Genomic DNA, 12125 nt, shown 5'->3' on the forward strand with positions numbered 1-12125 from the left:
CTTTTTGCCCAGCGGCGCTTCGCTTGCAGGGCCTACGGGTTTTGTAGGCCGGGTAAGCAAAGCGCCACCCGGCAATATGCCCCATAAGAAAACCCGCCGAAGCGGGTTTTTTTATTATTTGCTGGTATCCAGCTCATCGAAGCTCTTGACCAGATCGTCAATTGCTTTGATCTGTTTCAGGAACGGCTCCAGCTTATCCAGCGGCAGCGCAGATGGGCCGTCGCATTTTGCATTATCCGGATCCGGGTGCGCTTCAATGAACAGGCCAGCCAGGCCGGTTGCCATACCGGCGCGCGCCAGTTCGGTCACCTGAGCACGACGGCCGCCGGACGCAGCGCCAAACGGGTCGCGGCACTGCAGCGCGTGGGTCACGTCGAAAATCACCGGAGACTGATTAGAGACGTTTTTCATCACGCTGAAGCCCAGCATATCCACAACCAGATTGTCATAACCGAAGTTGGAACCACGGTCGCACAGGATAACCTTGTCGTTGCCACCTTCGATAAACTTATCGACGATGTTGCCCATCTGACCCGGGCTCACGAACTGTGGTTTTTTCACGTTGATCACGGCACCGGTTTTCGCCATCGCGGCAACCAGGTCGGTCTGGCGAGCCAGGAACGCCGGGAGCTGAATCACGTCAACCACGTCTGCCACCGGCTGCGCCTGAGCGGCTTCATGCACGTCGGTGATCACTTTCACGCCAAAGGTCTGCTTCAGCTCCTGGAAAATCTTCATCCCTTCTTCCAGGCCCGGGCCACGGTAAGAGTTGATGGAGGAGCGGTTGGCTTTGTCAAAAGAGGCTTTAAACACGTACGGGATGCCCAGCTTCTGGGTCACGGTCACGTAGTGCTCGCAGATACGCATGGCGAGGTCGCGGGATTCCAGCACGTTCATGCCGCCAAACAGCACGAACGGCAGGTCGTTTGCTACCTTGATATCACCAATGCTAACCACTTTTTGTTTCATAGGATCGCCTTATTCAGGTGTGAATCGGAATTAAGATTAATGCAGTGTAATTTGCTTGTGCGAGATCGCGTTGATCTGCGCACGAATCATTTCGCTAATAGGATCTTCCGGACACTGCTCGACGAAATAGCTCAGATCGTTCAGCGCCACGTGCTCACAATCGAGCTGGGCATAGATCAACCCACGGTCGCGAATTTCGTACGGGTCTTCCGGATTAAACTGCAGCAGCACTTCGCTGGCGCGCAGGGCCAGCTCCATCTGACGCTCTTCCATTAACGCAGACTTCAGCGTATCCAGCAGCTTGCTGATCACTTCTGCGTTATCCGCCTCGTCGAGATCTTCGTTGAAGAGCTCAGCCACCGGGCTGATATTGCCTTTCAGCCACACGTCCAGCGTATGTTCATCCAGCGTATCGCCGTTGAAGGGATTAATGAGCCACATCTCACCGTCCAGCCACTCCGCACGCAGGATCATCTGCGTCGGAAAAATGACCGGCACCAGTGGAATATCCAGGCGATGCGCAACCCAAAGCAAAATAGAACCCAGCGCAACGGCGCTCCCCTGACGATTTTTTAAGACCTGGTCCAGCCATAATGCGTCAGACAGGCGATACACGCCCCGCGTGTCGCAGAAACCCCATTCGCCGTAGAAAAGCTCAAGCAGCTTCTCTAATTGCCAGTCCTGCGGGCGCGCCTGATTGATCTCTTCACGCGCCAGGCAGACCAGATTCTCCAGCTCATCGTAGACGTACTGCGACGTAAAATCGTCGCGGATCATCTCAGAAATCAGGATCATGCCATCGCAAAGCGGCACTTTATTAAATTCGAAATCGGCTAAGGACTTCATGACTTACCCCAGTAACGACCGAGCGTACAGCGACGCCCGGGCGAGATAAAACTCAAAACGATGTAGATGATAACGCCAAACCGCCTTTCAGTCAGCCTTACGCCTTTATCAGTACCTGCGCTCATAACCACTGCCCCAGCGTCAGGCGTTCGTTGCCGCCGTAGTCGCGGCAGGTTTTGACATCGGCGTAGCCCGCCTGGGTAAAGAGCGCCCGCACGGCTTCCCCCTGCGTCCAGCCATGCTCCACCAGCAGCCAGCCGCCGGAAAGCAAATGTTGTCGTGACGTTGTCACAATGTGATCAAGGTCGGCTAAACCCTCCCTGGCGGCGACCAGCGCCGTCAGCGGTTCGAAGCGCACATCCCCCTGCGCAAGGTGCGGGTCACGCTCGTCAATATAGGGCGGGTTACTGACAATCACTCCGAACGTCTGCTTCTCCAGCGCGCTGAACCAGCTGCTTTGCAGCACCGTCACGTTGGTCAGGCCAAGACGTTCCACGTTACGCTGCGCCAGCGCCACCGCGTCGGGCATCACATCTACCGCCGTGATCGCGCAGTCGGGCCGTTCGGTAGCGAGCGCCAGGGCGATGGCCCCGGTCCCCGTTCCGAGATCGAGAATGTGGCAGGACGATGCGGGTAAGCGCGCCAGCGCTTGTTCAACCAGACACTCGGTGTCGGGGCGCGGGATCAGCGTCGCCGCCGAGACGTAAAGCGGTAACGACCAGAACTCGCGCTCGCCGACCAGGTGCGCCACCGGCTCGCCGGTTTTACGTCGGGCAAGCAGCGCGGCGAGCCGGGCTTCCTGTTCAGCAGTCAGTTCGGTTTCGCCGAAGGCCAGCAGGTACGTGCGGGCTTTACCCGTCACATGCTCAAGCAAAATTTCGGCATCGCGTTTCGGGCTTTCGCTTTCGGAAAGCTCACCGGCAGCCTCACGTAACCAGCGCTGAAAATCCATTATTCCTGCTCGGACAGTGCCGCCAGCTGGTCGGCCTGGTATTCCTGCACGATAGGCTCAATCAGCATATCCAGCTTGCCTTCCATTACTTCGTCCAGACGGTACAGCGTCAGGTTGATGCGGTGGTCAGTCACGCGCCCCTGCGGGAAGTTGTAGGTGCGGTTACGGTCGCTGCGATCGCCGCTGCCCAGCAGGTTACGACGCGTAGACGCTTCCGCCTGCTGGCGTTTCGCCATTTCGGCCGCGTGGATACGTGCGCCCAGCACGGAGAGCGCTTTGGCTTTGTTTTTGTGCTGGGAACGCTCGTCCTGACACTCCACCACGATGCCGGTCGGCAGGTGGGTAATACGGATGGCGGAGTCGGTGGTGTTAACGTGCTGACCCCCCGCCCCGGAGGAGCGGAAGGTATCAATACGCAGGTCAGCCGGGTTGATGTCCGGCAGCTCCGCTTCCGGCAGCTCCGGCATCACCGCCACCGTACAGGCGGAGGTGTGGATTCGGCCCTGAGATTCGGTAGCCGGTACGCGCTGCACGCGGTGACCGCCGGATTCAAACTTAAGACGGCCGTACACGCCGTCGCCGCTGATCTTGGCGATAACCTCTTTGTAGCCACCGTGTTCGCCTTCGTTGGCGCTCATGATCTCCACGCGCCAGCGACGCGATTCGGCGTAGCGGCTGTACATGCGGAACAGATCCCCGGCAAACAGCGCCGCTTCGTCCCCGCCGGTCCCGGCGCGGACTTCCACGAACGCGTTGCGTTCGTCGTCCGGATCTTTTGGCAGCAACAGCACCTGAAGCTGCTGCTCCATCTCCTCAGAACGCGCTTTCGCATCCTGCAACTCTTCCTGCGCCATCTCGCGCATTTCAGGATCGTCGAGCATCATCTGCGCGGTTTCGATATCTTCCTGAACCTGTCGCCAGTCGGTAAAGCATTTAGAAACATCACTTAACTGCGCGTATTCACGTGAAAGTGCGCGAAAACGTTCCTGGTCCGCAATGGTCCCGGCATCCCCGAGCAGCGCCTGGACTTCTTCATGGCGCTCGTGCAGAGCTTCCAGTTTAGCGACGATAGAAGGCTTCATAGGCGTAAGTGCACCTTGTCTTAGAAAATGGGTATAGGGCGCTATTCCAGCCCGAGGCTGTTGCGCAGAATAGTCAGGCGTTCATCATCCCCGTCACGGGCAGCCTGCTGAAGAGATTTGGTTGGGGCATGGATCAGGCGGTTGGTCAGTTTCCACGCCAGATCCTGCATAATCGCCTGCGCGTCGCCGCCCTGCTCCAGGGCCGCTAACGCTTTGGCAGTCAGGTCATCACGCACCTGCTCCGCCTGCCCGCGGTACTCGCGGATGGTCTCGCTGACGCTTTGCGCGCGCAGCCAGGCCATAAACTCACTGGTTTCCTGCTCGACAATGGTTTCCGCCTGCACCGCCGCCGCTTTACGCTGCGCGAGGTTGTGCGAAATGATGCTTTGCAGGTCATCTACGCTGTAAAGATAGGCGTTAGCCAGCTTGCCGACTTCTGGCTCAACGTCGCGCGGGACGGCGATATCCACCAGCAGCATCGGCTGATTGCGGCGGGACTTCAGCGCACGCTCCACCATCCCTTTGCCGATAATCGGCAGCGGGCTGGCGGTCGAACTGATAATAATGTCCGCCTCCTTCAGGCGTTCATCGATGTCGCTCAGGGCAACCACCTCTGCCCCCACTTCATCCGCCAGCACCTGCGCGCGTTCGCGGGTGCGGTTAGCGATAATCATCTTTTTCACTTTATGCTCGCGCAGATGGCGCGCCACAAGTTCGATGGTTTCGCCCGCGCCCACCAGCATCACGGTGACGGTAGAAAGGGATTCAAAGATTTGGCGTGCAAGGGTGCAGGCCGCGAAAGCAACAGAAACCGCACTGGCACCAATGTCGGTTTCGGTTCGCACACGCTTCGCCACGGAGAATGACTTCTGGAACATGCGCTCCAGCTCACTGGCCTTCAGATGCCCTTTTTGCGAATCCGCAAAGGCTTTTTTCACCTGACCGAGAATTTGCGGCTCGCCCAGCACCAGCGAATCCAGCCCGCTGGCCACGCGCATCAGATGGCTGACGGCATCGTTGTCCTGATGCCAGTACAGGCTGTTGCGCAGCTCGTCTTCATTGAGATTGTGGTAGTCGCATAGCCAGCGGATCAGCGCTTCGTGCAGGTTGTCCTGCTCTTCCACGCTTAAATAGAGCTCGGTACGGTTGCACGTCGAGAGCACCACGCCACCCTGCACCATCGGCTGTGCAAGCAGGCTGTCCAGCGCCAGGTCGAGCGTATCTGGCGAAAACGTTACGCGTTCTCGCAGCGAAACCGGGGCTGTTTTGTGGTTGATACCGAGTGCTAATAGGGTCATGTTGAGCGGGAGTAGTACCAGCGTTAATAAGGTTAGCAGAACGCATCATACAGGATGCGCGAGATCAATAAAAGAGACAGCCCCCTTTCGGAGTAATAGGTTACACAACGCTTTGAGATAATTTGAACGTAGACGGTAGCCCCCTTCGACGCTAGCATTAACAGTTATAACTGCAACGTATCTCAAGGATTTGTCCTCATTATGACCCGACTGATTCGCCTGCTGCCCCTGGCGGCACTGGTTCTGACCGCGTGTACCGTCACCCAACCAAAAGGCCCGGGCAAAAGCCCTGATTCACCCCAGTGGCGTCAGCACCAGCAGGACGTCCGTAATTTGAGCCAGTACCAGACCCGCGGCGCCTTCGCCTATCTCTCTGATGAGCAAAAAGTGTACGCCCGTTTCTTCTGGCAGCAGACGGGTCAGGACAACTATCGCCTGCTGCTGCTGAACCCGCTGGGCAGCACCGAGCTGGAGCTTATCGCCAAACCGGGCGAAGCGCAGATCACCGATAACAAAGGCCAGCACTACACCGCAACCGATGCCGAAGAGATGATTGGCAAGCTGACCGGAATGCCTATCCCGCTCAACAGCCTGCGCCAGTGGATCCTCGGCCTGCCGGGTGACGCCACCGACTACACGCTTGACGATCAGTACCGTCTGAGCCAGGTGAACTACACCCAGAACGGCAAGACCTGGAAAGTGGTGTACAGCGCCTATGACAGCAAGAGTAAACCGTCGCTGCCATCCAACATGGAACTGACCCAGGGCAGCCAGCGCATCAAGCTGAAAATGGACAACTGGATCGTTAAATGATGACCCACTGGCCCTCTCCGGCAAAACTGAATCTGTTTTTATACATTACCGGCCAGCGCGCTGACGGCTATCACACCCTGCAGACGCTGTTTCAGTTTATTGACTATGGCGACACAATTTCTATCGAACTGCGCCAGGACGGGCAGATTTGCCTCCTGACGCCGGTCGACGGCGTGGCGCATGAGGACAACCTGATTGTGCGCGCTGCGCGTCTGCTGATGAACGCCGCCGCGGAATCGGGGCGTCTGCCGGCGGGAAGCGGTGCGGACATCCGTATCGAGAAACGTCTGCCGATGGGCGGCGGCCTGGGCGGAGGCTCATCAAACGCCGCTACCGTGCTGGTTGCACTGAACCACCTTTGGGGCTGTGGGCTGTCGCAGGACGAACTGGCCGCCTTAGGCTTGAGGCTGGGTGCGGATGTCCCGGTGTTTGTGCGCGGTCATGCGGCCTTTGCTGAGGGCGTGGGCGAAATCCTCTCCCCGGTCAACCCGCCGGAAAAATGGTATCTGGTTGCTCACCCCGGCGTGAGCATTCCGACCCCGGTTATCTTTAAAGATCCTGACCTGAAAAGAAATACCCCGATTCGGTCAATAGAAACGTTATTAAATTGTGAATTCAGCAACGATTGCGAGGATATCGCAAGAAAACGTTTTCGCGAGGTTGATGCGGTGCTTTCCTGGCTGTTAGAATACGCGCCGTCGCGCCTGACTGGTACAGGGGCCTGTGTCTTTGCTGAATTTGACACCGAATCCGCCGCTCGTCAGGTGCTTGAGCAAGCGCCGGTTTGGCTGCATGGTTTTGTAGCGCGTGGGATGAACATTTCCCCCCTACAGCAGGCCATTCTGGCGCAGACTGAGTTTCGGTGACAACGTCACCCTGTTCCAGACGTTGCATCGCGCTCTTTAATACACCGCCTGGATAGCCTTTGCCTGGCCCGCACAGTTTACGGCGAACGCTATCCACCACTGGACGCATGCCTGAGGTTCTTCTCGTGCCTGATATGAAGCTTTTTGCTGGTAACGCCACCCCGGAACTAGCACAACGTATTGCCAACCGCCTGTACACTTCCCTCGGCGACGCCGCTGTAGGTCGCTTTAGCGACGGCGAAGTCAGCGTACAAATTAACGAAAATGTACGCGGTGGTGATATTTTCATCATCCAGTCCACCTGTGCTCCAACGAACGACAACCTGATGGAACTGGTTGTTATGGTCGACGCCCTGCGTCGCGCTTCCGCAGGCCGTATCACTGCTGTTATTCCTTACTTCGGCTATGCCCGCCAGGACCGTCGCGTCCGTTCCGCGCGTGTGCCAATTACCGCGAAAGTTGTCGCTGACTTCCTGTCCAGCGTTGGCGTTGACCGCGTACTGACCGTTGACCTGCACGCAGAGCAGATCCAGGGCTTCTTCGACGTCCCGGTTGATAACGTATTCGGCAGCCCAATCCTGCTGGAAGACATGCTGCAGCTGAACCTGGATAACCCCATCGTGGTTTCTCCGGACATCGGCGGCGTGGTACGTGCCCGTGCTATCGCTAAGCTGCTGAACGACACCGACATGGCGATCATCGACAAACGTCGTCCGCGCGCTAACGTTTCTCAGGTGATGCACATCATCGGTGACGTGGCTGGCCGCGACTGCGTGCTGGTTGACGACATGATCGATACCGGCGGTACGCTGTGTAAAGCGGCTGAAGCGCTGAAAGAGCGTGGTGCCAAGCGCGTATTCGCTTACGCGACCCACCCGATCTTCTCCGGCAATGCCGTAAACAACCTGCGCAACTCCGTCATTGACGAAGTTGTAGTATGCGATACCATCCCACTGAGCGACGAGATCAAGGCACTGCCAAACGTGCGTACCCTGACCCTGTCCGGGATGCTGGCCGAAGCGATTCGTCGTATCAGCAACGAAGAATCCATCTCTGCAATGTTCGAACACTAATCGAACACGGCCGAAAAACCCGCTGCGGCGGGTTTTTTTGTCTCTGGGTTTTATTTGTATGATTAATGCCTCCTTCACCTGCCATTCACATGACAGATGATGCGCATACGGATGATAGATAATTGTGAAAAACGTAACCTCCTCACATGTTCTGCCCTTTCGCGCCCTCATCGACGCCTGCTGGAAAGAGAAGTACACCTCGTCACGTTTTATCCGTGACCTGATTGCCGGGATCACCGTCGGCATTATCGCGATTCCGCTGGCGATGGCGCTGGCGATTGGCAGCGGCGTTGCGCCGCAGTATGGCCTGTACACCTCGGCCGTGGCCGGGATCGTCATTGCCCTGACCGGCGGCTCACGCTTCAGCGTCTCCGGCCCGACCGCCGCCTTTGTGGTGATCCTCTACCCCGTTTCGCAGCAGTTTGGTCTGGCTGGCCTGCTGGTCGCCACCCTAATGTCCGGCGTCTTTTTGATTCTGTTTGGTATGGCCCGCTTTGGGCGGCTGATTGAGTACATCCCCCTTTCCGTCACGCTGGGGTTCACCTCGGGGATTGGGATCACCATCGGAACCATGCAGATCAAGGATTTCCTCGGTCTGCAAATGCCCCATGTTCCGGAGCACTATTTACAGAAAGTGGGTGCGCTGTTTATGGCGCTGCCGACGGCCAACCTGGGCGATGCCGCCATCGGGATTGTGACGCTGGGCACGCTGATCGTCTGGCCTCGTCTTGGCATTCGACTGCCGGGCCATCTGCCCGCGCTGCTGCTGGGCTGTGCGGTGATGGCCATCGTCAATATGTTCGGCGGCCATGTCGCCACTATCGGCTCGCAGTTCCACTATGTTCTGGCGGACGGTTCGCAGGGGAGCGGCATTCCGCAGCTGCTGCCGCAGCTGGTGCTGCCGTGGGATATGCCCGGATCCAGCTTTACCTTAAGCTGGGATTCCCTGCGCGCCCTGCTTCCCGCCGCGTTCTCGATGGCGATGCTGGGGGCGATTGAATCCCTGCTCTGCGCCGTCGTTCTGGACGGGATGACCGGCACCAAGCACAAAGCCAACAGCGAGCTGGTTGGTCAGGGGTTAGGGAACCTCATCGCACCGTTCTTTGGCGGTATTACCGCCACGGCAGCCATCGCCCGTTCTGCGGCCAACGTGCGCGCGGGTGCAACGTCACCCGTTTCGGCAGTTATCCACTCCCTGCTGGTGATCCTCGCCCTGCTGATCCTCGCCCCACTGCTCTCCTGGCTACCGCTTTCCGCCATGGCCGCCCTGCTGCTGATGGTGGCCTGGAACATGAGTGAGGCGCACAAGGTGGTAAACCTGCTGCGTCGGGCGCCGAAAGACGACATCATCGTGATGCTGATCTGCATGTCGCTGACCGTGCTGTTCGATATGGTTATCGCCATCAGCGTCGGGATCGTGCTGGCTTCCCTGCTGTTTATGCGCCGTATTGCGCAAATGACGCGCCTCTCCCCGGTTAACGTGGAGGTGCCTGACGATGTGCTGGTGCTGCGCGTGATTGGCCCGCTGTTCTTCGCCGCGGCGGAAGGTCTGTTCAGCGACCTAGAGTCTCGCATCGCGGGCAAACGGGTTGTGGTGCTGAAATGGGATGCCGTACCGGTGCTGGATGCGGGCGGCCTGGACGCCTTCCAGCGCTTTGTGAAACGTCTGCCTGAAGGCTGTGAGCTGCGGGTGAGTAACCTCGAATTCCAGCCCCTGCGCACCATGGCGCGTGCAGGCGTGCAGCCGATCCCTGGCCGCCTTGCTTTTTATCCTAACCGTGAAGCCGCGTTAGCGGATCTGTGAATTGCCTGATGCAGAGGAACGTCTCTGCATCATCACCCCGATGGCCTGCTGGAGCCATGCAAGCACTGCAGGCGTCATCCAGGTTCCCTTCATCAGATGCGGCTCCTGCTGCATGGCCGTGCGAAACTTTTGCTGGGTCTCCGGGTTGGTGCCCGCGTACGACTGGAACAGCGCCAGCCAGTTTTCGGCAAGCTTTTGGGCATCGTCAGAGGCGGGGTCGAGATTTTCCCGCTGCGCCTGATGCAGCTTCGCCACCAGCGGCGGCCACTCCATCATGCGATCAAAGTAATGCTTCCGCGTAAAGGCCATCTCTTCGGGAGTAAGGTACTTCTCCCATATGCTGAGCTTGGATTCCGCAAACGCGCGCGTAATGTAATCCGTCATCTCCGCCGTGATGCCGGTTTGCGCCTGCATCTGTGGCTCTACGCTGTGCATCTCGTTCAGCCGGGTAAGAAACTCCGGCTTGCCCGCCGTGTCCTGCTCCAGGCGCTCCATCCAGCGCGTCGCCAGGTTCTTCGCCCTCTCGTCCGTAACGGGTATATGGTGCTCCAGCAGCGCGCTGGCCTCCGCAACCAGCCCTGACCAGATAGCCGCCAGCGCATCCTTCTGCACCGCAAACGGCAGCTGCTGTAACTCTTCTTTGCTAAACCAGCGATCGTACATATTCATTAACTCCAGAGTCTGTAGCCAGGATTCCAGGTCCGGCGCCGCATCGTCGAGAAGCCCGGTACGCAGTTCGACCAGCCGGTCGCGCAGCGTATGTATGCTGCGCAGCTGTTTATCCAGCAGCGTGATTTGCGCATCGAGTAACTCGGTTAACGACAGCGACTCCTGTTCAAGGAAATCCCTGATTTCAGCAAGTTCCAGCCCCGCTTTTGCCAGCGCCTGGATCATGTGCAGACGCTGGACATCCGCCAGGTTGTAAAGCCGGTAACCTGCCGCGCTTCTGGCAGAAGGCAGCAACACTCCTGTTTGCTCATAGTGATGCAATGTGCGTACGGTGATACCGGCCCGTTTCGCCAGCTCACCCACCTGAATCAACATAACTGCTCCTTTTCTTTGCCAGTGCCGCCACTCTGGCGCCTTACGTTACGTGAGGGTCAACCCTTGATGCAAAAAAAAACGACTCCCAGGGAGTCGTTTCGGTATTCTTTCGTCTTGGCACTAGCTGTGCTTATGCTGATCTCGACGGCAGCGTTTATCGTAGTGGCGCACCCACCAGTATTTATCGCAGACTTCTTCATGTCCGCTCACGCGCGCCCCGGCGAGCCACAATACCGCACCGAGGAAGATGCTCAGTACCGCGCCATGCGCGAAGTATTGCGGAAGATCAAGCTGCGGCAGCTGGTTTAATATGGAATAACCTACGCCGACGACCATCACAAACAGCCCCAAACCCATCAGCACGTTACCGAGTAGCGAAGCGTTTTTGCGTTTCATGTGTCACCTCCGGAACTTTGGGTTGTCAGGGGAAAAGCCCCTAATCCTTGTGTGTAAAGTATAGACAACGCTCCTTTTATGAGTTGCGTGAATGATCACAATTACAGATAACTCCCACACAAAAGTTTACAAATAACACGTTGAACAGCTTGAAATTCTAATTGTTCAGGTAGGTAATTATTCGTATTTCGCTGCGACGATCGCAGAATTTTGTCAAGCGGCGCGCCAGACAGTAAACTACGCGCCAGCTCTGGAACCCATTAGGAATTGAATCGTGACGATTAAACTGATTGTCGGCCTCGCCAACCCGGGCGCAGAATATGCGGCTACCCGCCACAATGCCGGGGCATGGTACGTCGATCTGCTGGCCGAGCGGTTACGTGCTCCCCTGCGTGAAGAACCTAAATTCTTCGGGTATACCTCACGTATCAACCTTGCTGGCGCGGATGTTCGCCTGCTGGTCCCCACCACGTTTATGAACCTGAGCGGTAAAGCCGTGGCGGCGATGGCAACGTTTTATCGCATCAATCCGGATGAAATTCTGGTCGCCCACGATGAGCTTGATCTTCCCCCTGGCGTGGCAAAATTCAAGCTGGGCGGCGGGCACGGTGGTCACAACGGTCTTAAAGACATCATCAGCAAGCTGGGCAATAACCCGAATTTCCACCGTTTGCGCGTGGGAATCGGCCATCCGGGCGATAAAAACAAAGTTGTCGGTTTCGTGCTCGGTAAGCCCCCGGTTTCCGAACAGAAACTGATTGACGAGGCGGTAGACGAAGCGGCGCGCTGCACGGAAATCTGGCTGAAAGACGGCTTAACCAAAGCGACAAACCGCTTACACGCTTTCAAAGCGCAATAATCCGCCCAATACGGCTTTTTTACCGCGCGTCATGCGGGTTACGTGTATAATAGGCGTAGTTATTTACTTTTCATCAATCGGTTATCGTTAACGGATTGATTATCAAGATATTAAGGTGATTTA

The 12125-nt window shown here is 57.4% G+C and carries 12 protein-coding genes; 5 read left to right on the forward strand and 7 right to left on the reverse strand.

The window, feature by feature from the left end; translation table 11 throughout:
- Positions 1-114: 114 nt before the first annotated feature.
- From kdsA to hemA, 5 genes are all read right to left on the reverse strand, one after another.
- On the reverse strand, positions 115-969 hold the full coding sequence (gene kdsA / locus HMPREF3143_RS11645; protein ID WP_008499516.1) for a 3-deoxy-8-phosphooctulonate synthase: 855 nt from the start codon (positions 967-969) through the stop codon (positions 115-117).
- Positions 970-1005: 36 nt separating this feature from the next.
- Positions 1006-1815, reverse strand: coding sequence for an invasion regulator SirB1 (gene sirB1, locus HMPREF3143_RS11650; RefSeq protein WP_070533115.1), 810 nt, complete (start codon positions 1813-1815; stop codon positions 1006-1008).
- A 121-nt stretch (positions 1816-1936) separates the two neighbouring features.
- Positions 1937-2767, reverse strand: a complete 831-nt coding sequence (gene prmC, locus HMPREF3143_RS11655; RefSeq protein WP_070533117.1) for a peptide chain release factor N(5)-glutamine methyltransferase — start codon at positions 2765-2767, stop codon at positions 1937-1939.
- Positions 2767-3849 (reverse strand): peptide chain release factor 1, encoded by a 1083-nt coding sequence (gene prfA / locus HMPREF3143_RS11660; protein WP_021240360.1) that lies wholly within the window; start codon positions 3847-3849, stop codon positions 2767-2769. Before prfA ends, prmC begins: the two co-directional genes overlap by 1 nt.
- A gap of 41 nt (positions 3850-3890) precedes the next feature.
- Complete coding sequence (gene hemA / locus HMPREF3143_RS11665) at positions 3891-5147, reverse strand: glutamyl-tRNA reductase (RefSeq protein ID WP_008499512.1); 1257 nt, start codon at positions 5145-5147, stop codon at positions 3891-3893.
- Positions 5148-5348: 201 nt separating this feature from the next.
- On the opposite strand from hemA, the gene lolB reads away from it, so the two are divergent.
- From lolB to dauA, 4 genes are all read left to right on the forward strand, one after another.
- Positions 5349-5960, forward strand: a complete 612-nt coding sequence (gene lolB / locus HMPREF3143_RS11670) for a lipoprotein insertase outer membrane protein LolB (RefSeq protein WP_070533119.1) — start codon at positions 5349-5351, stop codon at positions 5958-5960.
- A complete protein-coding gene (gene ispE / locus HMPREF3143_RS11675) occupies positions 5957-6826 on the forward strand; it encodes a 4-(cytidine 5'-diphospho)-2-C-methyl-D-erythritol kinase (protein WP_008499510.1) in 870 nt (289 codons plus the stop codon). Before lolB ends, ispE begins: the two co-directional genes overlap by 4 nt.
- A gap of 125 nt (positions 6827-6951) precedes the next feature.
- A complete protein-coding gene (gene prs / locus HMPREF3143_RS11680) occupies positions 6952-7899 on the forward strand; it encodes a ribose-phosphate diphosphokinase (protein ID WP_003856663.1) in 948 nt (315 codons plus the stop codon).
- Between the two features lie 124 nt (positions 7900-8023).
- Positions 8024-9703, forward strand: a complete 1680-nt coding sequence (gene dauA / locus HMPREF3143_RS11685) for a C4-dicarboxylic acid transporter DauA (RefSeq protein WP_070533122.1) — start codon at positions 8024-8026, stop codon at positions 9701-9703.
- Here dauA and HMPREF3143_RS11690 read toward each other — a convergent pair.
- Positions 9689-10747, reverse strand: a complete 1059-nt coding sequence (locus HMPREF3143_RS11690) for a MerR family transcriptional regulator (protein WP_070533124.1) — start codon at positions 10745-10747, stop codon at positions 9689-9691. The two genes, dauA and HMPREF3143_RS11690, sit on opposite strands and share 15 nt — an antisense overlap.
- A gap of 120 nt (positions 10748-10867) precedes the next feature.
- Positions 10868-11143, reverse strand: a complete 276-nt coding sequence (gene ychH, locus HMPREF3143_RS11695; RefSeq protein ID WP_008499505.1) for a stress-induced protein YchH — start codon at positions 11141-11143, stop codon at positions 10868-10870.
- 274 nt (positions 11144-11417) lie between these two features.
- On the opposite strand from ychH, the gene pth reads away from it, so the two are divergent.
- Positions 11418-12002 (forward strand): aminoacyl-tRNA hydrolase, encoded by a 585-nt coding sequence (gene pth, locus HMPREF3143_RS11700; protein ID WP_023336005.1) that lies wholly within the window; start codon positions 11418-11420, stop codon positions 12000-12002.
- Positions 12003-12125: the final 123 nt, after the last annotated feature.

The sequence above is a fragment of the Enterobacter sp. HMSC16D10 genome (assembly GCF_001807145.1).
Classification (GTDB): Bacteria; Pseudomonadota; Gammaproteobacteria; order Enterobacterales; family Enterobacteriaceae; genus Enterobacter; species Enterobacter roggenkampii.